Here is a 21866-nt window from a genome sequence, read left to right on the forward strand (position 1 = left end):
ATATGAAATCATATGTAATGGATTGAAATATTGGAAATTCAAACTTTCGAAATATACGTATGAAATCATATAAAGGTGGTTGTTCTATGAAAAAAATAATACTCACAATTGTGATTGTGTTGATTACCATTCTTCTATTAATGGTTGCCAATATTCTTATTTATACTTTTGGATTGAAGGGAACAACTTACTGAATAATACATAATACGGACAGGGCTTGAAGGGCAGACAACATGAAAAATATGAAGATTTCACTTATCGCTGTAATTTGTATTATCGCTTCCATTGTCGTTTACATGAGACTCAATGGAGGAGAATACAATATCTTTGTTAAACCAACGAAAGAGTCTATTGATTCAACCCTCTCTGTTCATTTAAAGAAAGAAATAGATACGAAAAAGATCGTATCACTAGACAAGGAAGTTTTCTTCGTTGCTATGATGAATGATCAACCAGGGTTAGGTCACCTCACGAAAAAATGGGGTGAAAAGTATAGCTTTGAATTCCTTAAATCGAGTGCCGAATCATTTCAAGATATGATCTTACAAACCAAAGAGGGAGCATACTATGTTGCTGGCGGTCAGAATAAGGAGAATGCCGGGATGATCAAAGTTTTAATTGAGGATCAATTCTACGATCTTCCTATACCGGAGGGGGAGCATTATATTGCTTATGCACCCATTCAGTCTACAGATGTAGAATCTCGTTCTGGATATGTCATGTACGACCGGGAAGGCAATGAACTAAAGCAACTGCTGAGCCAAGAAGAGAAAGAAAAATTGAAGCAAGAACAGGAATCAATACTTCGATAAAAGAATGTAGACAGGCAGAAGCATGTTACCCCTATAAAATGGTGAGAAGTAGCCCAAAAGGAGACTTGATCTGCATATGAGTGATAATATACGTTATCCCATCGGTACATTTAAGCCTGTCTCTATTCAAACTCCTGAAGAACGAGCCGAATGGATTGAGCAAATGCCAGAACTTGCAAGCAAGTTTCGTAAATTAACCGCGCCGCTTTCGATTGAACAGCTTCGCATTCCTTATCGTACGGATGGATTTCGTTTTTATACGCTGCTTAGAACATTACACCACGAGCAGTTTTAGCGAAAGTTACGAACAGAATTGCTGGGGAGTATCTCACTTGATATAGCACTTCAGCGCTTTGTGTGGCATGGGCACCATCACTTGTCCCAGATGGAAGCTTTTTGTACCAGACAGGGATTGTAAAAGGCTTTTTTATTTGTTTTCACTGTCATTTTGTTCTCTTCCGGCTATCAGTTCTTTTCGAAATAAAGATATTTCCCCAAAGAATCAAACGAAACTGCATTGGTCTTGTTTATTAAAGCAAGGGAGTTTAGCGGAGAATTCGGACGGAGTGCTTTTAGGCTTTTGCTGCTGGATAAGGGTGAGGTGGAATACGAAATGAAAAGAAAGTATACAACACAACTCTCCAAAAAAGAATGTATCTCTTTCGTCAAAGATAACGTTGATTTTATTCGGTTTGATTTTTCTAATGAATATTTTCGGGGATGGACCAAACTTGGAATTTTCAGTATTTCCTATCACGATGGAAAACGCGAGCGAGGAAGAGGAGTCTACAATAAGGCTATAGGTAGAATTTCCGTGAAGAATGGGAAAACACAAGTTCAGTTTCGTTTATATAAAGGGTGGACTGACTTGTTTTCAATTCTATACACGGTTATGCTTTCCACATTTGTCGTGTTCATTTCGGGACCTCCATTCATTCCTTACGCTTTTCTAATCACTTTGATTCTACTCCCGATCATTATGGTTCCTTACACGTGGTTGTATACGACCTTATCAAATGATGGTCATTATAATGAAGTGACTTTACTTACTTATGTGGAACGTGTATTCGAACTTCAACCTGTGCTGGAGGAGCAAGAGGTGTCGTCTAATTGAAGCCTATCAGATGGAAAAAGCATTTCATATATTACGGCTGCTGGACTGTTGCTATTATTTGTCTGGTTGCAACTCTATATTATCATCGTGATCTTCCGTTCAATAAAAGCTTTGACGCCATTATCTATTCTCCGGATACGACTTTTGTGAAGCAGACTGTCGTGACGTTAGTTGGCGAGAAATACAGAAGATTATCCGGTAAACACCGGATTGCAGGTGATATTACCTTTGACCAAGATGTGTCGTATCCCTTTACCGCTGATCTTGATGGGAATCAGTATGAATCGATGATTCCTTATTGGTCTGAGGACGGAAGTCAGCTCACACTTGGTATTATTCATATTTCCAAGGACTTGGACCAAGTGTGGATCAAGTCGAATGAAATCATTAGCCGTTATCAGCTTCAAGACGGGTATGTGTATGGTCCGGCAAGTTCAAAACAGGACGTGGGTAGGTCTTTAAATAAGATGCTATACGGCAAGTAACCACGGCAAGCCTGTTCTATTTTTGATACAAGGAGATTTGAGTTATATGTTTGTTATTTCGATGGCTGCAAGAGCTCAGGGACATTAAAGAAATGCTAGAGGAAAGAAAGATATAACTTTTTTGAGAGTAAAACTTAATAATAAGGATTCTCGTCTTAAGTGGAGCCGTTTTAGGGAAGCAGGCAGATATACATACATCACGAATGAACATCAGGAGGACAATAGCAGCAATGGACGTCGCAGATGTAAAAACAACCCCGATTCCATGGAGAAGATATTTTGCCAGAACGTTTGATTATATCATTCACCTCACCCTTTTTATATTGGTTTGGGCATTGATCGATTACGAAAAAATGATGCGAGTAATGGATTACGGCTCGGCGGCTATTGATTTCATAATGGTTTTTGTATGGATTCTTTTTGAAGGGATCTACATGGCTACGTTTAGAACAACGCCCGGCAAAAAGCTTATAAACATTCAAATAGTTCACCCAGATGGAAGCCCGATCGGCAGATATGAAAGTTTTGTTCGAGCGCGAATGGTTTGGTTTCGGGGGATGGGTATTGGGATTATGATCTAAGACTTATGGTGCGGCATGGACGACTTGGCACTTTTCGGATCGTTTTATACATGATTTGTGTGTGTATTTGTTTCTTTTCAATGTTATTTCTATTTGTTAGGTATCATCTCTCTTTAATTTAGAGAAAAACGGTGGTGCAGTCGGACAAAGTACCGTATGATATGTACAGTATGAATTAAGACCTTTATTAGGAAAAGAGAGGGATACATCGTATTCATGAAGATTACTATTGATTTAACGAAAGAAGATTACTGGAAACTAAACAAGTTTGTTATGTTTCATATGCCCAAATACCGAAATATGCTGTTGTTGACCATCATTAGTTTGCCTATCGTCATCATTGCCTTGTTTCGGTTCGTGCTGGATTATTCTTGGCTATTTTCCGTCATTACCGGAATACTGGTGAGTGCACTTTCCATGTTCTATATGATGTTTTCGATTAAACGAAAAGTGATGAGACTCGTGAAAACGAACGACGGGATCGTGGGTGAGCATGTCATTGAGCTGAATGCGGAAGGATTACATGAATCCACCGTATATAACCAAGCCCATTATTCATGGAAAGGCATTGAAGATGTCAAATCAGATAAGGATTATATTTATATTTTCGTAAACAGTATTCAAGGAATTAACATTCCGAGACGTGCTTTTGCGGATCAAGAACAAGAGCAGGCGTTTGTCAAACAGTTGGAACAATATACGCACAAAAAAGTGTCATAATGATTTGAACTAACGTAGGCTGCATCATAGACGAATCTGAGAAGGTGAGTCAGGAATGAGAAAAGACCATGAGCGAATTTGTGCTGATGGTCTTTTTTTTTTGATTTTGACAGGAGAGTCCCCTGAAGATCACGAAGAGAAAACAGAAGACATCGTCATTTACATATTTAGGAACTCATAAAGTAAATAAACATACAAAATATGGATTAGAACGTGAATGGGTACGAATTCAAGGGAGGTAGGAAGGATGGAACAAACCACTTCGAACATGACCTTTTTCCGGGAGGAATTAAAGGTGCAGGTGTATGCTGACCGTAAACAGATGGGCCAAGATGCGGCTGCCCTTGTGGCAGATCAGATGAGGAATCTCTTGCAAGAGCAGGAGCGGATTCGCATGATTTTTGCGGCTGCGCCTTCCCAAAATGAATTTTTGGATGCTTTAGGAAAAGCGGAAGAGATAGACTGGAGCCGTGTCGATGCTTTTCATATGGATGAGTATGTCGGATTGCCTGAGTCTGCGTCGCAACGTTTTGGGCATTTTCTCAAGCGAGGTTTGTTTGACCGCGTTCAGCCTGGGAGCGTTCATTACATTAACCCATCTCATAAGGCGGAGGAAGAATGTACTCGTTATACGGAGTTACTGACTGCTTCCCCAGTAGATATCGTGTGCATGGGAATTGGGGAAAATGGCCATATCGCCTTTAACGATCCACCGGTGGCTGATTTTACAGATCCGTTCTGGATGAAGCGCGTGGAACTCGATGAAGCATGCCGTGAACAGCAGGTGAATGATGGTTGTTTTTCGCACCTGAGTGAAGTGCCAACCCACGCTTTAACACTAACGATTCCAGCACTTTTATCTGGCAAACATATCTATTGTATGGTCCCCGGTCCCCTCAAACGAGCAGCAGTAACAGCAACCCTAACAGGTCCGATTAACACAAGCTGCCCTGCTTCCATCCTTCGTACACACCAAGGTGCCATCTTGTTCTTGGACGAAGAGTCGTATGATGCTGAGCTCTCTCTTGGGAAGGAATGATCTCATATGATGAACGAATGGATTGATGACTCTGTGGATGGAATTCATTACAGAACTGGGGAACGGATTAGAATCAACTTCCTGGATGGAAGGATTAGTGAAATCAGGGTGCTATCGCTACCAGTTGAAGGAGTTAGTGAGCTGAACAATCATCTTCATCTGAAGAAGAGTGAAGCACTACCTCTTATTGGTCCCGGACTGGTTGATCTACAGATCAATGGTTTTCGGGGCTACGACTTGAATGATCCTCTTCTAACTCCAGAAACGGTAGTAAAGGTCACGAGCTTACTTCAGCAGGAGGGAGTTACTTCTTATTATCCGACCCTGATTACGAGCAGTTCGAATCACATTGAGCAAGCCCTTCTTGCTATTGCTACTGCCTGCGCCGAGGATGAAGATGTGGCGAACATTATTGCCGGGATTCACGTGGAAGGTCCTTATATATCACCTAAAGATGGAGCAAGAGGAGCTCATGCAGCCGAATGGGTAAGAAGGCCATCTTGGCAAGAAATAGCACGTTGGCAGGAGGCAGCGAAAGGCAGAATCAAGATACTTACGTTGTCTCCGGAATGGAAAAATGCTGAGGATTTCATCCGAAAATGTGTTGATGAAGGAATAACAGTATCGATTGGTCACACTTCCGCGTCGTCCGCACAGATCAGAACAGCGGCAGCTGCGGGAGCTTCGATGTCAACACATTTTGGCAATGGCATTCAGCCGCAGCTTCCTCGGCATCCCAATGTATTATGGGATCAGCTTGCGGCAGAGGAGTTGTGGTGCTGTCTCATTGCAGACGGATTTCATGTTCCTCAGGAAGTGCTCAAAGTGGCTATGAAGGTAAAAGGGGACCATGCTCTGCTCGTTAGTGATGCTGTTGCACTCTGCGGGATGCCGCCAGGGTACTATAACACCCCCGTTGGCGGGAAAGTTATCCTTACTTCAGAAGGAAGACTCCACCTTGCCGATTCCCCTGAACTTCTGGCGGGTTCTGCGCAGCTGCTGACAAGAGGGATTGAGTATCTTACACGTAGCAGAATATGCAATCTTCACACCGCTTGGGACATGGCTTCTGTACGTCCAGCAGTTAAGATGGGGCTGGCTACAGCGCTCGGGCTTAAAGTTGGTGCACCTGCTGATTTGCTACTTGCTTCTTGGGATGGAGATGCTTTCAAGGTTCATGGAACTTATAAGGCGGGGAAGCTTATTAAAAACGCACGGTTATAAGACTTATGTAAATATTTATTTATCTAAAAAGCAACCTCACCCTTTCTGTTGACGTTATTATTACATACGTGCATAAACATAGAAGATAAACATAACAGAGAGCGGAGTGTGAGCGTTGTGAGCGTTGTAGCAAATGAGCCTGCTGGCTTTTGGATACGTTTAGGAGCAAATATATTGGATGGACTCATCCTTTCCATCCCATTATCTATTTTGTCTTGGATGATCACGGGATCTGGCGATGAAAATGTTGTGACGGAAACGATCACCTTTTTATATATTTTGCTGCTTCCGGTTTTCTGGAATGGTTATACCGTAGGCAAATACATTTGCGGAATCAAGATCCGAAAAGTAGGTGTTGAAGATCCTCCTGGTATTGTAAATATGCTCCTTCGTGTCATTATAGGAAATCTTGTGTACGCCTTTACTTTTGGAATAGGTACCATCGTTAGCGTCTGTATGGTTGCTTTTCGGGAAGACAAACGGTCTCTTCATGATTTCATTGCAGGTACGGAGGTTGTACGTAATTAAGCAGGGGGAGGTTACTTTGCAACTCCTTGGGTTACCGTGCTCCTTACAATTCGAGATTGGATCAAACCGACTGCTGCATGACACGTAGTCGGTTTTTTTATACGGAAAAAGGTAACAAAACACACCATTAGAACGTCCTTTACTTATAACCTAACAAATTTTAACATTTGCTCTGTAGAGAGGGGACTTCATTTGGTAAAGAACGCGGATAAGAAAAAAACTTCTCTTAAAAAATGGCTGCTGGTGCTCGGTATTATGATGTTGATCTTCATCGTAAGCAATCCAGATCAAGAAAATTATTATGCTTGGCTGGAACGGGAGTACGGCATCTCGTTAAATGAGTACAACTATGTAGATGGCAGAACATTCATAAAGGATGGAGAACAAGTATACGAAGTGGGGCATATACGAAACACTTTATTTTTCACGCAGAGAGAATCGGAATATTACTCGGTAGACGATAATGAGCTTTTATTAGAGATAAAAACGGTAGGTGTATTACGTACATTTTTCGATGTGGGATCATAAAAAAAGGGAGCTGGAGGTAACCATGAAGCCAGTCAAAAGATCTAAACTTCGTATAAAAATAGGAACGGCATACTATCGAAGCAGAAGGTATATAGAGTGGTATTTTGGAAGGACTCGTTTTGCTGAAAAACGAAGCCATACAATCCTGCCCTATGAAATTGCGAAGCACCAGACTCCGCTGCTACGGAAATTGAAAGACGTAGATATGTGGCTGCAATATAACAAGATAACAAATTTAAAAATTGCGATGAAACGTTTGAACGGCATTATAATTCAGCCAGGGGAAACCTTTTCCTACTGGAAGCTAATCGGTAATCCCAATCGCAGCAAGGGATATGTTGAAGGAATGGTACTATTTTACGGGGGGTTCAAACCTGGGGTTGGAGGTGGCCTCTGCCAGTTGTCTAATCTCATTTACTGGATTACTTTACATACACCTCTGCAGGTAACGGAAAGACATCGTCATAGCTATGATGTATTTCCCGACTCTGGACGAAGTCAACCCTTCGGAAGCGGAGCAACCTGTGCCTATAACTATCTCGATTTACGAATTACCAATGTTACGGATCAGCCCTATCAGCTTATTCTGCAAATAACGGATGAATTTCTGATTGGGTCGTGGAATAGCGTAGTTCCGCAGGAGCAGGTTTATGAAGTGTACGAGAAGGATCACAAGATTACTCAGGAACACTGGGGAGGTCATATGAGACATAACCTATTGTATCGACGTGTCTGGAATCAGCATGAGGAGCTAATTGATGATCAGTATATTACAGAGAATCACGCATTAATGATGTATCAACCTTTTTTAAAATCAGAGAATGAGCCTGCGGCGAAGTCGGAGTAACGAGTAAATTCAAGGGGAGGATCCTATGGAACATATTAAAGCCGTTATTTTTGATTTGGACAATACACTGCTGGATCGAACAACTACATTTCGCCGGTTTGCAGAGAGGTTTATGAAGCATTACTTTAGTCATATCGAATCGGCTGATCTTGATCTGCTGCTGGAGAGGCTGATTGTCCTAGATGAAGATGGCTACAAAAATAAGCCTGTATTATTTGCAGAGTTACTGAATGAATTTCCTTGGAATAAGGAACGGAATAAACCTCTTGTTGATGATCTAATGGAATATTATGCTGAGAACTATGTCATAAGTGCAGTGCTTATGGAACAGGCAGAAGAAGTCATTACTCATGCCAAAGGAAAGTATAAGATGGGGATCATTACGAATGGTAGAAATGCGGTTCAGTATGGGAAGATTGATCATCTTGGGATAAGGGATCATTTTGACGTCATTTTAGTATCGGAAGAAGCCGGATCCAAGAAGCCTGACCCACGTATTTTTCAATTGGCAATGGAACGACTGAACGTAAGACCTGAAGAATGCTTATTTGTAGGAGATCATCCCATTAATGACGTGGAAGGGGCTTACATACTAGGGATGCATACGATCTGGATGAAGGTAAATCAGCCTTGGTCTGAGAACAACACCGCTAAGCCGCTGCATACGATCCATCAGATTCAAGAACTGCTTAGCATTATGTGAACATCTTTATACAAAACTTTTATATGTTTTTTGGTAATTAATTTTGTATTAAGAAAGGGTGCATTTTAATGGCTTTTTCCTATTCGATTCAGATCAATGACAAATTGGAAGATCATGAAGTTCCCGGACTAAGAGAAAGTGTGGGATGGGCAAGAAGGGATGAAGATTACCCGGCACTTATCGATCATTGTTTGCTGTGGGGGAGTGCACGGGACGAATCTGGAAGGCTAGTTGCCTTTGGGTATATCACGGGGCCGGGTTTTGCATTTGAACATGGTTACATGGAGGATGTGATCGTGCATCCGGATGAGCAGGGAAAAGGATTAGGCAAATCTCTTGTACGCTCGTTACTGTGGGCAGCAGAGGGAAAGGGGCTTTCTATCGTAACGGTTAATTACAGTAAGCGGCATGAATCGTTCTATAAGGAAGCTGGATTCACACCATGTGGTGGGGCGGTTTGGAGAGCTGAAGAAGCTGAAAAGGAATGAAGATGACAGCGTCGCGACTAAAATTAGGTGCTGGCATCGTGCTCGTTCTGATGGGCATCTTCCTCCTAATGTCAGGAAACAAGGAGCAAGATTCGGAGATCCTAACTGCTACCCAACTAGAATCAAAAGATAAGACTCAACTTTATTTGCTGGACGGTGCAGGGGAAAAGTGGAATGTTCAAGACTATACCATACTGATTGGTGAGGGTCAGATTATGAGGGGCAAAGCAGAACTCACGTTTAAAGGAGACCCGAGCGAGCTAGAGAAGACACGTCATTTCGAAGTCGTTTTTTACGAACAGACAGCGGATGGGGAGAAACAGGGTGTTTTTTCTACGGAGTATCATGTGATGAGCACAGCCCAAACTCCGCTGAATATTATTACTAACGTAAAAGAATTAGGCTTCTTTTCACAAGAATATTCCTACGATGAGTTAAAAAAGGATGTAACCACATATGAGTCCACATTTGCTGAAGTTAAGTGGGATGATGAAACCGGAAAGGCACATGAGGAAGTGATTGAGCTTAATATCCGCAAACAAGCGGAACTTGCTGACTACTCGGATGAAGACAAATCATCAATAGATAAGTAGGGGATTACTTGAAGCAAAAAAATAGATTTCTTAAAGTATTAACAGTTCTGGTGCTTTTTTGGCTGGCATTTTATTGCTATTATTCGTTCCAAGGCTATGTTTTGACGGAACAAAAAGCGCTAAACTCGTTACTGAGAGGTAAGGAAGCGCAGATTGTATATAAGAAAAAGGTGGATGAAGAACACACATTACTCATGCTGCAAGAGGGACAATATGAAGAGGCTATTCATATCTCGACCCGCTTAGGAATGTGGTATCGTGTGGATGGAAGTATGTCTTTGAGTAAGAGGCCACCCGAAGATTCAATGGATTATACATGGTCTGCCAGTACCAATCCGAATGGAAATTATGATCTAATGGTAGCCGTAAAAATTATGGATCCTAAAATCACGAGAGTTGTAGTAAGTAATGATGGAACTTATGAATTTGGCATTGATCCTGAAGAAAATTTAGATGACATTATGTTTTTATCCTCGGTTCATATGGATCTTGAACTGGAGGACGGGTACGGAATAGCATATCGGGAAATTCCAATCAATGAAAGTACAGCAATGGTCTTCCGTGGTCTTGATAAAGACGGAAATATGATCAGCAGGTTATGGTGAGAAATGAAATTCATAAAGTTTTTTAACAGAATCTCTGTTGCTTAAGTGACGTTTCAATGGATGAAAGCTGAGACAAAAAGCGAGACAAAAAAGATGAAACGGAAATAATACCCGATTCACCTTGATCTATCATTTTATTTAGATCTTATATTTTTCAGTACAATGTTGCTATGAGGGAGAGAAGGCATGTCGTTAAAGCTGTAACTGAAATCTTGCTCTGGGATGTCATAAGTTATCTTATTGGCAAGATAATCAAGGCTTTCCTTCATGATTTCAAGGGTAATAAATTCTCCTGCACAGCGATGTCCTGTGTCGTGATCACCGCCGCCTTGCGGAATGAAATTAAACGGCGTCCCTCTCCAGTCTTTGAAACGATCTGGCTTAAATTGTTCCGGCTGATCCCACAGGTCAGGATGGTGATTAGTACCATATAGATCAAGCAGAATAAGTTCACCTTTCTTGAACTCATAACCTTGCCATGTGAAAGTTTCCTTCACTCTGGCTCCGGTGAAAGGGAAGAAAGGATAGAAACGTCGTACTTCCTGGACAAAGTTCTGTAAATAGGATTCATCCCCAGCTGTGAGTTTCTCACGTTCTTCTGGCTGCTGGATTACCGCTAAGGCAGTAAAGGTGATATAGATGGACACTGCCACAATTGGACGTATAATATTAATAATTTCGACTGCTGCTGTTTCGGCATCCAATAATTCGCCTTTTAAATCCCGATGCCAAGAGAAAGTATACAGTGTGGTATCTTCTGCCTGATTTATATTGCCCTGACGGACATCTTCCACGATGCTTGTCATCCATTTTTCTGCTTTGGAACGCGCTCTTTTGCCTTTCATATGAGCTACGCCAATGGCGGCAGTTGCTTCAATCATGGCAGCAAGCCATTCACTCTTTTCTTTCACTTCATCGATAGATAGGGGGACTCCTGCCCATTCACAGGCTACCCGGCACAGAATTTCCTGGGATTCCTCATAGATTTCTATTTCTTTTTTTGTTTCCCAGCGCCCCACAGCAAGGCCCCAATGTTTGTTTGTGATCTCTCTCATTTTGCGGAGACCCTCACGAGACATAAGGGACATGAACATGGCTTTCCGGTGGTGATGTTCATCCCCATCCAGTGTTTGTACGCCATTTTCTCCAAACAACGTTTTTAACACACGTTTTGGAGCAGCACCATCTCTGATGAACTTTTCATTGTCATAAAAAAGCTGAGCCGCTTCTTCACCGCGCATACAGATGGCTTTTTCTCCAAGGAGACGTGTTTCAAATAGATCGGATTGAAATCCGATCGTTCGGTTGGTGATGTATAAATAGCCTTCTTTTAACACACTCAGGGTATTATCTAATCCTTCTTCTTTTGGAAACGGTTTTGTTTCTTTCACTTCAAGTGACACCTCCTGAAATCTCGCCCTATGTAAATTAGTATTATCTAATTAATACCCTGATAAGTTTTTTTATAACAGGAAGGAAGAAAAAGGGAGGTGCCAATTTCGTATTTCAATTCATTACCAAAATTTTTATTACTAAATGTAATCCATTTATTTATGTAATCGTTTCACTGCTGACCGCCACTGTCCCTGCGGGTATCATATATGCGCGGTAGCTGCCATCCTCCATAATTTCAAGCGCATTTAATTGTTTTCCATAAGCACATGCCCCATCAATTCCGATCTTATCATCCTGAAACCAGATGTCTGCTCGCTCGTGTAAATGAAGGGTAGGGGTATGTCCGAAGACAACCATTTTGTCCAAATGGGTAGCTTGGTCATGAAACATTTCCCTTATCCAAATGAAATCATCTTCTGGTTGATCCTTAAAATCAGTATAGAAGGGATTAATACCGGCATGTACAAAGAGATGAGTGTCCGTTTCATAATAGTAAGGCAAAGAAGTAAGGAATTCGAGATGATGGGAAAAGTGTGTTTTAATATAAGCTTTTGCTTCTTCGTATGTTGCTTGATCTAGCTGTTCGGGAGATAAGGATATTTCGCAATAACTTTCTAGCGTCTGACGAGCACCATTCCTGATCCATCTTGCGTCTTCATTCTTTAGGATGGCGTCCAAAAATAACTGATCATGGTTGCCTCTAATAACAACGATTCCATGTTCGCGCTGCAGCTGCATAATTTGATCGACTACCTCTTTACTGCGGGGTCCGCGATCAACGTAATCACCTAGAAGGATAAGCTGATCCTGCTCGGGTTGATATTTTACTTTGCGGAGTAAGGCGTTAAACTCGTCATAACACCCATGTAAATCACTGATAACAATTGTTCTGATACCGAGCACTCCTTTCAAGGGTATAGATGAACAATGAGTCGAATTCATTATTATAAATTATATCTGAATCGAATGGATTTTGGGATCTTTTATGAAAATATGCGCAAATCTGATAGATACACGTTAAGAGATGAGTCAGGGGGATTACTGTGGGTTCACGAATGATGCATTATTGTATTTCTAGTCTAATTAGCAGGCATTTAAAAGTAGCAGAGAATGAATTTCTACTAGGTGGTATAGCACCTGACGTTCACAAAAATATGAATGAGCCGAAAAAATCCTCTCATTTTATTCGTGAGAATGAAGCTGGCATTTCTTTTGTAGACGATCAGGCTTTCTACCACAAATATTTGACGCACCAATATACTGATTTTCATTTGGGTTATTATTGTCATTTAATTTCGGATGAAATCTGGTTGCAAGAAGTTTATATGAAAAAAATAAAGTGGCTGCCGCCAGAAAAAAAGAAAGAAGCTCAGCACCAATCCTATCGTGATTTCTTACGTTTAAATGGGAAAATAGCTGATTATTATGATCTCCAGCCAAGAGAATTTCAGATTGAACCGGTGCATGTGGATGAAATCGACTACCGCTACTTACCAGAATTGATTCGTGATTTACATCGTGATTTTGAAAAAATGGATGAAACGAAGGGGGAGGCACTTGAACTGCTGGATTTTGATGAAGTGGTAGCAATTCTGAATGATTCGGTACAGGCATGTTTGCATGAGGTGAGAGGTTTTTTTGAGTGAAGGGTAAGATGGTCCATGCTGTATTTGTCCAATCTACCAATCTATCGTTTATAAATCCCTTGATACGTTTAATTATCTAGCAACAACAACAATAAGGGAGAGACAGATCATGGCAGAGAACAGAGATCATCTAAAAAAGCGTAAAAGTAAAATAACTTACGGCGTAATCGTAGGAGTAATCCTTATTGTAGCATTCTTTTTATATTACTTTGCTAACTTAACAGCAGTAAATGGTGGCTAGCTAATAAGTTTGATGATATCGAAAATGCTACATATAGTTTTAACAACCCTCGCATGATGCGTGGGTTTTTTTGTGTTTTTTTAAGAGATCAATAATAAAATATAGATATCCCAGAAATTAGAGGTTAGACTAATGAAAAGGAGGCGGAAAATGAACCTAGCCCATCGAATTACCTTTGCTAGAATTGCACAGATTCCCTTATTCAGTTCGTATGTGGAGCTGAATGTTTCAGCTGGGAGACTGCAGGAAACTTGGACTTCTATGAGCTATGTTCTGACCGTGTATGTGTTTCTACTTGCTGCTTGGAACGGATACGCTCGTGACCATGTTCTCTGGTTGTAACTACATTATCCGTAACCTTACCTATATTAAATAATGAGATGACTTACTGTGATGGAGGAATCATAGGTGATGAAATCGTGATAAGAAGTAAAGACATCGCGGAACATTATATCTGGGGAGAAGGCTGTGATGGTTGGAAGCTAGTCAATGATCCGGATATAAGCATCATTCATGAAAAGATGCCTGCGGGGACATGTGAAACAAGACATTACCACGAGACCGCAAGACAATTTTTCTTCATTCTGTCTGGTACAGTAGAACTGGAAATAGACGGAGTTACCAGCTCCATTTCGCAACAGGAAGGGATGGAAGTTCACGCAGGAACGCCGCATCAAATATTTAATCGTTCCCATGAAGAGGCAGAGTTCCTAGTCATTTCTTCACCAAGATCAGCCGGTGATCGGATCGAGCTTCCATAAGATGATTGTACCTTGTAGTCAAACAAAAAAAGGGAGCTGTCACTCCCTTTTTAATTACTTGCTTTGAAATTATATAGAGGTTTAATAATCTCTACAATGTCTAGTGCGTCCTTCGTATTCTCCAAAATCTCTTCTATTGGCTTATATGCCATGGGTGCTTCATCGAGCGTCTTCGTACTCACGGAAGAGGTCCACACATCTTGCATCGTGTCTTTGAAATCATTCATGTGGATCACGTCTTTAGCACGGGAGCGGCTCATTAATCTTCCAGCTCCATGGGGAGCGGAATAGTTCCAGTCTGGATTCCCTTTTCCGATGGCTATGATAGATCCGTCCCGCATATTGATTGGGATAATAACTTTCTCGCCTTTTTTCGCCGAGATCGCACCCTTACGAATCATCTTATCTTCGGGATGAATATAGTTGTGAATCGTAGTGAATTTGTCTAGGTTCCTGTAGTCGAGTTGCAAAAATTCAGCAATTGCTTTGGACATGCCTTGGCGATTCAGTAAAGCAAACTCTTGAGCAGCATACATATCCTCCAGATATTCATCTGCCCCTGCTCCTTCAAGGAACATAAGCGGTTTCGGTACTCTGTATAATTCGATCTCATCATCATACTTTTGAATAACAGATGGAATACGGTCTATCTCCTCCGACTCACGCAACAGGCGAATTTCTTCTTCACGTTGCTGCGCAAAATCCTGTAACCGACCCGAGCAATAACGTTCTGCCTTCTTCTGATGGTGAGTTGCTACCTGAAGTCCCAAATTGTGGATTCCAGAGTGAATAACTACATAAAATTACTCCTTACGATCACCGTTATTAATTTTAGTGAAAGTGTATCGTCCAGGTATTTCCTTGTTAAAGCTAATATTTGTTTTAAAACATTCTATCTTGTTATTCTTTGATGACGAGTCCGAAAATTTTGGTGAATAAAATGGCTTGTGCAGGAGAAATAATGCATCCCTGAAGATCCTCAAGTGTGACGCCCAGATTGAAAAATTCGGTGTTACTGAGATCAATGCCTTTGAGACTTGTTCCAGAGAACTGTGCCTCGTTCAGCATACAGCGGCTAAATTCAACCTTCGTAAATTCCGAATGATAAAAGTCCGATTTTAGCAAAGAGTTGTCTTGGAAAGAAACCAGTTTCATGTTACTGAATCGGAAGGTAGCATAATCCCCGGCGCAATCTGTAAATACAATATTTCGAAGTGTGGTAGCTGTCAGGTCCATACCGATAATTTTGCAATGCTCAAATCTTACCCGATGAAGGACAGACTCGCTAAAATCAACGTTAGATAAATCACAATGGGAGAACACGACATCGGTTAGCTCTGCATGCGGAAAGGATACATGGCTAAAGGTTACGTGGTGGAATTGCATTTGATCGAAAAGTACTTTGTCCGCCGTAACGTAAGACAGCTCTTGTTCCTCGCATACTGACTGTGCTAATTCTGATCGGTCGTCGATCGTCGTTTGGGTTAGGTCTAGAGTTTCAAGGTGTTTAGGCAGCTTGGGACGTATGATTTTGAGAGGTGCAGTTTCTGTGTTAGACATGGAATGCCTCCTATGAATAGATGGTATATGTAAATAAATGATCTGTCATAAACAATGAGTGTGTCTTCATTGTATTGTAACAAAGAGCGCTGATCAACGAGGAAGGATGTCGTAAAATGAAATGGAGACCCGTCGTGAGAAGCAGGCGGACAGTATTTTTTAACCCCGGACTTGGTTTCTTAAATATAGTGAATGATGGCCTATTCGTGAAACCTGATTGGTCTTGTTATAATAGGGGTAACGGAGCATATTAGCGAATGGTGACGAAGAACATAAAACCGTGTATGTGATTTGCATATATATTATAAATAGGGAGTGCTTGTGCAATGAGACAACAATTTCTGATGAGTTCTTGGAAGACTGCTTCCAAGTTGATATCGTCCTATTTCAAGAAAAACTGGTCCATTCACGACTATCCTACTGAATGTAGACAGCTATCAGGTCAGGGTTTGCCTGGTGCGGGGGAGGAGCCGTTTACATGGGAAGCCCGGATTATTAACTGGTACTGGATGAGTGGAAAAGGTCATACCAAACAAGAAGCTTATGCAGCTTTACAGAATAGTTTTGAAGCCTATCAGGCAGAAGGAAATGAATTGCCAAGACCAGGCAGTAAATCTGGCATCGTATTTACCCGTGTCGATCAGATTAACTATCTGGAGCCCGAAGGGATTATTCTTTTCAAAGAAATATTTGGGATGGATTATTATGGTATGTTTGTATCAGATGAATCTACGTTGTATGACTTTTGTGATTCAAAAGAGAAGATACAGCGGCAAATCGCCAAAATTCAGGAGAAGTATGGAATTCGGATTGAGGATATTACAGGTCTCCGGATTGTCGGTATTCTGGAACGCATGAGGGAAGCGGGAGTATGATCATTTAATTAATTTCCTTAGGGAAATATCTTCTGGTTTGGAAGGAGAGATTTCTTTTGCAGATGCCAACACACATCGTTGCCGCAGGCGGTATCGTTGAAGATGGGATGGGTCAGATCTTGCTGGTAAAGACACACCATGGTGGCTGGGTTTTTCCTGGAGGACAAGTAGAGGTCGGCGAGAACGTGATGGATGGTCTGATTCGGGAAGTAGAGGAAGAGAGTGGAGTCCACATTGAGGTCCTGCATCTGATCGGAGTCTATTCTAACACAGGGGTGCATATGTGGCATGATGGTCAAACCGAGGTGCCAACAAAGGTGATGCTTGATTTTATATGTAGAAGCGTCGGTGGAGAACTACGTATTTCCGATGAAACTTCCGAGGTTCTATGGGTGCAGAAGGACAAGGTTCTAGATTATATTACATCGGGTGCCATACGTGCTCGGTATGAGGTATACCTTGAATATCAAGGGGCGGTAAGGTATATGGAATATGTAACAAAACCAGCATTTGTAATGAAGGAAAGCCGAGATATTTAGGTTATTTTCGCTGGTAAATTGCTATTACAATACACCATTATAAGGAGATGGCATCTCAAAAGTGTAATATCCTTGGTGTAGTGTCGATGATGTGCGCTGGAGGTATTATGAAGAAATCGGTTATAGCAAGGAGAAAGAAAAGGAACTACGACAACAATTTGGTTTTGAAGAAGTGTACAAGTATTGGAAACCGTTTGAAGCTTATGCAGTAACACAAATCTTGAAGGAATACGATAACCATGTCATTGATTTTGGGGCAGGGCATTCTGTATATGAAGAGCAATGTGCAGAAGAAGTTATTGAAAGGTTAGTCCTGTAGTAGATAAATTGGGTAGACAAAAAAATTTGCAACATGGTACATATATCAACCACAATAGTAACGAGATAGCATACGAAAAGAGCTATGAAAACGGGCATCACATTCCGTGGAAATAGCTCTTTTTTGATGTGAAGAAGGAGACGGCTAAGAACATCGCGAAAATGAGAAGTAGATTGAAGGGCTGAAAGTGAAGTAGTGAGATGTCTACAATACGACTGGGGGTAAGGTAGTGGAGCAATTCCGTGTTTATCATTATGATTCATTTACGTCTATTCCTCATCAGGGTAACCCGGCGGGAGTTGTTTTTAAGGCAGATAGGCTATCCGATTCTGAAATGCAGCTTATTGCTCATCGTGTTGGCTTTAATGAAACGGTGTTTGTACTAGAATCAAATCGAGCGGATATCAGACTACGATACTTTACACCCGGTCATGAAATCGGTCTATGCGGACACGCAACGATCGCGTCTATCTATGGTTTACACTCTAATGGCATGTTTGGCGATGTAGATTCGATCACGCTAGAAACGAAAGATGGCATTTTGCCAGTGTCGTTTTCCAATAAAGATAACAAACTATATATTAAGATGAAACAGCACAGTCCCCAGTTTCTTCCTTTTGAAGGGAAGGTAGAAGAACTTTCAGCATCGATTGGGATTTCTCCTTCTGAAATGGAGATGACTCTTCCTATCGTATATGGTTCAACTGGAGCATGGACGTTACTAATTCCGGTCAAAAGGTTATCTAGCTTCAGAGAAATGAAGCCGAATAATAATCAATTTCCGAATATACTTAAAGAGATGCCAAAAGCGTCAGTACACCCTTTTTGTATGGAGGTAGTGAACTCGTCTTCTCTGATGCACGCTAGACATTTTTCATCTCCATTCTCGGGAACGACAGAAGATGCAGTTACGGGTACAGCTTCGGGTGTGATGGGTGCGTATTACTTGGAGTATATGGATAATGAGAAGGATGAAGTTCAGTTCATCGTTGAGCAGGGTCAAGAAATTGGTAAAGATGGAAGGGTTCATGTGGATGTAAGGAGGAATCCTGAAGGAATCGACGTCTATATTGAAGGAACCGCTGTATATGTAGGTGAGGTCAATTGGAAGAAATGATCATACAAATGAAGGTTAGCCCGGTCTTGAAGATTCCAATATCTGAAGGCAGGGCTTTATTATTTATGAGGTGCGAAGACGAAAGCTCAGGAGGCAGATTATGTTTGTAAAAATGTACATCTATCATGTGAACCTCTCCCGGCTAGCGGAATACAGAAAAATTATGAAAAGTGCCGATGAGCTGTATAAACGTTATGTGGACTATGAGCTTTTTTATATGGAGAGTGAGGAAACACCAGGGAAGTTTGTTGAAATTCAGACTTATGCCTCGGAGGAATCGTATGTTACAAGTCAAAAGCTGATTACAAAAGACCCGGAGATAACAAACTTATATGTATCTTTTGAAGCAGTATTGACACCGGATAACAAGCAGATTAAAGAAGAGACGCTTCGTGATGGTTATTAGTTTGCAGTAATTACTTGGAATGAAGAAGCGCCATGAAATATTCATGAGTGCTTCTTTCTTGCGGAGAAGAACATGCCCCTATTGTGCAGTTGCACAATAAAAATCGTCCTTTTCCCAATATATATTTTTCTCAATCCCCTCTATACTGAAAGCGTATTCAGAATACGCATTCAAAAATTTAAAATTTGACACATAGGGGGTCATACACAATGGATGGATTAACAATTAGCTGGATCGGGGCTCTTGCCGGGCTCGCCATTGCGATCATTCTTATCCTGAGAAAGCTGAATCCGGTGTATGCATTATTTCTAGGGGCCATCGTTGGTGCACTTATCGGCGGAGCCAATCTGGAAGAAACAATTAACGTACTTGTAAGCGGAACACAAAGTGTAATGGGCACCGTACTTCGGGTACTCGCAGCGGGTGTACTTGCTGGTGTTATGATGGAATCGGGTGCTGCCGAAACGATAGCTCAGGCCATCGTGAAAAAGTTTGGCGGTGGCAAAGCGATACTTGCTTTAGCACTTGCAACGATGATTATTACCGCAGTTGGTGTATTTATTCCGGTAGCAGTTTTGATCGTGGCGCCTATCGCTTTATCTGTAGGTAACAAAATGGGCATTTCGAAAATCGCCCTACTGCTCGCACTCTCAGGTGGGGGTAAGGCAGGAAACATTATCTCACCGAATCCGAATACCATTGCGGCTGCGCGAGGTTTTGATCTTGATCTTAGTCAGGTGATGATTGCAGGATTTGTACCTGCCTTATTCGGACTTGCTGTAACCGTTATTGTCGCTACGTTATTGAAGAAAAAAGGGGTTATGGTAACAGAAGAAGAGGCAGCTGGCAAAGGAGAAGCAGACATGTCTTCCTATCCGCCGCTCAAAAGAGCCATTGTCGCTCCGCTCGTTGCAATTATTCTGCTAATGATCAACCCTATTGGAGCCATTCTTGGTATCGATGCATTAGAAGCTTTTAAAGTGGATGCACTTTATATTCTACCGATCGCTGGTGTAATTGGAATGCTCGCTATGGGAAAAGCAAACAAGATATTGGATTATTCCGCATCCGGTCTGAACAAAATGACAGCTACCGTGCTGATTTTGATTGGTGCAGGGGGAATTGCAGGGCTGATCTCGAATTCTGATTTGTCTACTCAAGTGGTTAGTATCATTGAAGCATCGGGAATTTCAGGGACTTTCCTTGCTCCGATTGCCGGTATTCTGATGGCGGCAGCAACGGCTTCGACATCAACAGGTGTAATTTTAGCAACAGGTTCCTTTGGAGAAGCTATTCTTAATATGGGAACAGCACCTCTTGCCGCAGCAGCAATGGTACACACCGGGGCGACGGTTATTGACTCCCTTCCACAAGGTAACTACTTCCATGTCACTGCAGGAAGTATGAATATGTCAATTAAACAACGGATGGGACTCGTACCTTACGAAGCCATTGTTGGTGGAACGATGACGATTGTAGCAACGCTCATGTACGGATTTTTTTCATAAAATAGGTTAAGAGGTGATCATATGAAACAGCAAACATTTGTACTCGCACCTGATTCTTTTAAAGAAAGTATGACGGCTAAAGAAGTGTGTGTTGCGATGGAAAAAGGATTGCGTAAAGCTTTTCCGGATGCAAATTACTTGCATGTTCCCATGGCTGATGGGGGAGAAGGCACCGTGCAATCTCTTGTGGATGCTACGGGCGGAAAAATGATCGAAAAACAAGTTATCGGTCCTCTTGGAAACCTGGTAACTGCGAGATATGGTATTATGGGAGACGGCACAACAGCTGCTATAGAAATGGCTTCGGCTAGCGGGATCCATTATGTAACCAAAGAAACAAAAAATCCGCTGATTACGACCACCTATGGAACTGGTGAGCTCATACGCGAATGCCTCGAGCAGGGGATTAAGAAAATTATTATCGGCATTGGTGGCAGCGCAACAAATGATGGCGGAACAGGTATGGCGGAAGCGCTTGGTACAAAATTTCTCGATAGCGAAGGAAACACACTTCCTCGTGGTGGGGGCAGTTTAGGTCAGCTTCACTCCATCGATGTCACAGAACTTGATCCAAGACTACAGCAAGTAGAAATCATTGTGGCTTGTGATGTAACCAATCCACTGTGCGGTGAGACAGGTGCTTCTCATGTATTTGGCCCGCAAAAAGGCGCTACGCCGGAAATGGTTCTTGAGCTAGATACGAATCTTGCCCATTACGCGGAAGTAGTGAAAGCACAGCTGAATAAGGATGTTCGTGATATTCCTGGGGCGGGTGCGGCAGGTGGCCTTGGCGCAGGACTTCTTATTTTTACAAAAGCAACATTACAAAGAGGTATCGATATCGTCATTGAGTACACAGGGCTACGTGAAAAACTTGCGGGAGCAGATTATTGCTTCACGGGAGAAGGCGGAATAGACTTCCAAACGAAATTTGGTAAAACTCCTTACGGCGTTGCCAAAGCAGCAAAAGAAAAAGGAGTTCGAGTCATTGGACTTGCTGGATATATTGGAGAAGGCGTGGAAGTATTGTACGAGGAAGGGATCGATGCGATCTTCGGTATAGTCCCTGGAGCGTCTGAGATTGATAAGCTGCTTGCCGAAGGTCCTCGGAACGTGGAGCGAACCAGTGAAAATATCGGCAGATTGCTCAGAATGAGTATATAAAGAACACGAATGAAGTTAGGAATTTAGATAGAGAGATAGAGATAACATTGGATAGAGTGGTTTCATAG

At 41.8% G+C, this 21866-nt stretch carries 30 protein-coding genes; 26 read left to right on the forward strand and 4 right to left on the reverse strand.

Going from position 1 to position 21866, the window contains the following annotated elements; all coding sequences use genetic code 11:
• The first annotated feature begins 233 nt into the window (after positions 1–233).
• From KFT32_RS07885 to KFT32_RS07955, 15 genes are all read left to right on the forward strand, one after another.
• A complete protein-coding gene (locus tag KFT32_RS07885; protein WP_211746607.1) occupies positions 234–812 on the forward strand; it encodes a hypothetical protein in 579 nt (192 codons plus the stop codon).
• Positions 813–888: 76 nt separating this feature from the next.
• On the forward strand, positions 889–1107 hold the full coding sequence (locus KFT32_RS27190) for a DinB family protein (RefSeq protein ID WP_249435743.1): 219 nt from the start codon (positions 889–891) through the stop codon (positions 1105–1107).
• A 318-nt stretch (positions 1108–1425) separates the two neighbouring features.
• A complete protein-coding gene (locus KFT32_RS07895) occupies positions 1426–1926 on the forward strand; it encodes a hypothetical protein (protein WP_211746608.1) in 501 nt (166 codons plus the stop codon).
• Positions 1923–2411, forward strand: a complete 489-nt coding sequence (locus KFT32_RS07900; RefSeq protein WP_211746609.1) for a hypothetical protein — start codon at positions 1923–1925, stop codon at positions 2409–2411. Before KFT32_RS07895 ends, KFT32_RS07900 begins: the two co-directional genes overlap by 4 nt.
• Positions 2412–2641: 230 nt before the next feature.
• Positions 2642–2992, forward strand: coding sequence for an RDD family protein (locus tag KFT32_RS07905; protein WP_211746610.1), 351 nt, complete (start codon positions 2642–2644; stop codon positions 2990–2992).
• A gap of 216 nt (positions 2993–3208) precedes the next feature.
• Complete coding sequence (locus tag KFT32_RS07910; protein WP_211746611.1) at positions 3209–3712, forward strand: YcxB family protein; 504 nt, start codon at positions 3209–3211, stop codon at positions 3710–3712.
• 247 nt (positions 3713–3959) lie between these two features.
• Entirely contained in the window at positions 3960–4751 is a 792-nt protein-coding gene (locus KFT32_RS07915) for a glucosamine-6-phosphate deaminase (RefSeq protein WP_211746612.1), read from the forward strand.
• A gap of 6 nt (positions 4752–4757) precedes the next feature.
• Positions 4758–5975: an N-acetylglucosamine-6-phosphate deacetylase gene (locus KFT32_RS07920; protein WP_249435744.1), complete on the forward strand. Its 1218-nt coding sequence runs from the start codon at positions 4758–4760 to the stop codon at positions 5973–5975.
• Between the two features lie 117 nt (positions 5976–6092).
• Complete coding sequence (locus tag KFT32_RS07925; protein ID WP_481856313.1) at positions 6093–6503, forward strand: RDD family protein; 411 nt, start codon at positions 6093–6095, stop codon at positions 6501–6503.
• Between the two features lie 192 nt (positions 6504–6695).
• On the forward strand, positions 6696–7031 hold the full coding sequence (locus KFT32_RS07930; RefSeq protein ID WP_211746614.1) for a hypothetical protein: 336 nt from the start codon (positions 6696–6698) through the stop codon (positions 7029–7031).
• A 22-nt stretch (positions 7032–7053) separates the two neighbouring features.
• Entirely contained in the window at positions 7054–7878 is an 825-nt protein-coding gene (locus KFT32_RS07935; protein ID WP_211746615.1) for a VanW family protein, read from the forward strand.
• Positions 7879–7903: 25 nt separating this feature from the next.
• Entirely contained in the window at positions 7904–8581 is a 678-nt protein-coding gene (locus KFT32_RS07940; protein ID WP_211746616.1) for an HAD family hydrolase, read from the forward strand.
• A gap of 68 nt (positions 8582–8649) precedes the next feature.
• Positions 8650–9069: a GNAT family N-acetyltransferase gene (locus tag KFT32_RS07945; protein ID WP_211746617.1), complete on the forward strand. Its 420-nt coding sequence runs from the start codon at positions 8650–8652 to the stop codon at positions 9067–9069.
• Positions 9066–9662 (forward strand): hypothetical protein, encoded by a 597-nt coding sequence (locus KFT32_RS07950; protein ID WP_211746618.1) that lies wholly within the window; start codon positions 9066–9068, stop codon positions 9660–9662. The genes KFT32_RS07945 and KFT32_RS07950 overlap by 4 nt, the downstream gene beginning before the upstream one ends.
• Positions 9663–9670: 8 nt before the next feature.
• A complete protein-coding gene (locus KFT32_RS07955; protein WP_211746619.1) occupies positions 9671–10267 on the forward strand; it encodes a hypothetical protein in 597 nt (198 codons plus the stop codon).
• 134 nt (positions 10268–10401) lie between these two features.
• On the opposite strand, the gene cypC is transcribed toward KFT32_RS07955, so the two are convergent.
• Both cypC and KFT32_RS07965 read right to left on the reverse strand, forming a co-directional pair.
• Positions 10402–11658 carry a CYP152 family fatty-acid peroxygenase CypC gene (gene cypC / locus KFT32_RS07960; protein WP_211746620.1) on the reverse strand — a complete coding sequence of 419 codons (1257 nt, stop codon included), beginning with the start codon at positions 11656–11658 and terminating at the stop codon, positions 10402–10404.
• A gap of 160 nt (positions 11659–11818) precedes the next feature.
• Positions 11819–12604: a metallophosphoesterase family protein gene (locus KFT32_RS07965; RefSeq protein WP_211746621.1), complete on the reverse strand. Its 786-nt coding sequence runs from the start codon at positions 12602–12604 to the stop codon at positions 11819–11821.
• A 101-nt stretch (positions 12605–12705) separates the two neighbouring features.
• Here KFT32_RS07965 and KFT32_RS07970 point away from each other — a divergent pair, with 101 nt between their 5' ends.
• The 4 genes from KFT32_RS07970 to KFT32_RS07980 all read left to right on the forward strand — a co-directional run bounded on the left by KFT32_RS07970 (position 12706) and on the right by KFT32_RS07980 (position 14310).
• Complete coding sequence (locus tag KFT32_RS07970; protein WP_211746622.1) at positions 12706–13308, forward strand: hypothetical protein; 603 nt, start codon at positions 12706–12708, stop codon at positions 13306–13308.
• A 109-nt stretch (positions 13309–13417) separates the two neighbouring features.
• The gene (locus KFT32_RS27420; protein ID WP_283246421.1) at positions 13418–13549 is read left to right on the forward strand and encodes a hypothetical protein; all 132 of its coding nucleotides are present in this window, start codon (positions 13418–13420) and stop codon (positions 13547–13549) included.
• 150 nt (positions 13550–13699) lie between these two features.
• The gene (locus tag KFT32_RS07975) at positions 13700–13891 is read left to right on the forward strand and encodes a hypothetical protein (protein ID WP_211746623.1); all 192 of its coding nucleotides are present in this window, start codon (positions 13700–13702) and stop codon (positions 13889–13891) included.
• 77 nt (positions 13892–13968) lie between these two features.
• Complete coding sequence (locus tag KFT32_RS07980) at positions 13969–14310, forward strand: cupin domain-containing protein (RefSeq protein ID WP_211746624.1); 342 nt, start codon at positions 13969–13971, stop codon at positions 14308–14310.
• Positions 14311–14360: 50 nt separating this feature from the next.
• Here KFT32_RS07980 and KFT32_RS07985 read toward each other — a convergent pair whose 3' ends face one another.
• Together KFT32_RS07985 and KFT32_RS07990 are read right to left on the reverse strand one after the other, a co-directional pair.
• Positions 14361–15101, reverse strand: a complete 741-nt coding sequence (locus tag KFT32_RS07985; RefSeq protein ID WP_349304884.1) for an RtcB family protein — start codon at positions 15099–15101, stop codon at positions 14361–14363.
• A gap of 109 nt (positions 15102–15210) precedes the next feature.
• A complete protein-coding gene (locus tag KFT32_RS07990; RefSeq protein ID WP_211746626.1) occupies positions 15211–15870 on the reverse strand; it encodes a pentapeptide repeat-containing protein in 660 nt (219 codons plus the stop codon).
• 326 nt (positions 15871–16196) lie between these two features.
• Here KFT32_RS07990 and KFT32_RS07995 point away from each other — a divergent pair, with 326 nt between their 5' ends.
• The 7 genes from KFT32_RS07995 to KFT32_RS08025 all read left to right on the forward strand — a co-directional run bounded on the left by KFT32_RS07995 (position 16197) and on the right by KFT32_RS08025 (position 21798).
• Positions 16197–16745 carry a hypothetical protein gene (locus tag KFT32_RS07995; protein ID WP_211746627.1) on the forward strand — a complete coding sequence of 183 codons (549 nt, stop codon included), beginning with the start codon at positions 16197–16199 and terminating at the stop codon, positions 16743–16745.
• A 62-nt stretch (positions 16746–16807) separates the two neighbouring features.
• Positions 16808–17284 (forward strand): NUDIX hydrolase, encoded by a 477-nt coding sequence (locus KFT32_RS08000; protein WP_349304885.1) that lies wholly within the window; start codon positions 16808–16810, stop codon positions 17282–17284.
• A 91-nt stretch (positions 17285–17375) separates the two neighbouring features.
• Entirely contained in the window at positions 17376–17603 is a 228-nt protein-coding gene (locus KFT32_RS08005; protein ID WP_211746629.1) for a hypothetical protein, read from the forward strand.
• Positions 17604–17832: 229 nt separating this feature from the next.
• Positions 17833–18720 (forward strand): PhzF family phenazine biosynthesis isomerase, encoded by an 888-nt coding sequence (locus KFT32_RS08010; protein WP_211746630.1) that lies wholly within the window; start codon positions 17833–17835, stop codon positions 18718–18720.
• Between the two features lie 100 nt (positions 18721–18820).
• On the forward strand, positions 18821–19126 hold the full coding sequence (locus KFT32_RS08015) for a hypothetical protein (protein ID WP_211746631.1): 306 nt from the start codon (positions 18821–18823) through the stop codon (positions 19124–19126).
• 209 nt (positions 19127–19335) lie between these two features.
• A complete protein-coding gene (locus tag KFT32_RS08020; protein WP_211746632.1) occupies positions 19336–20634 on the forward strand; it encodes a GntP family permease in 1299 nt (432 codons plus the stop codon).
• Positions 20635–20655: 21 nt separating this feature from the next.
• Complete coding sequence (locus tag KFT32_RS08025; RefSeq protein WP_211746633.1) at positions 20656–21798, forward strand: glycerate kinase; 1143 nt, start codon at positions 20656–20658, stop codon at positions 21796–21798.
• The last annotated feature ends 68 nt before the right edge of the window (positions 21799–21866 follow it).

This window comes from Paenibacillus sp. Marseille-Q4541, assembly GCF_018310695.1.
Lineage (GTDB): Bacteria > Bacillota > Bacilli > Paenibacillales > Paenibacillaceae > Paenibacillus.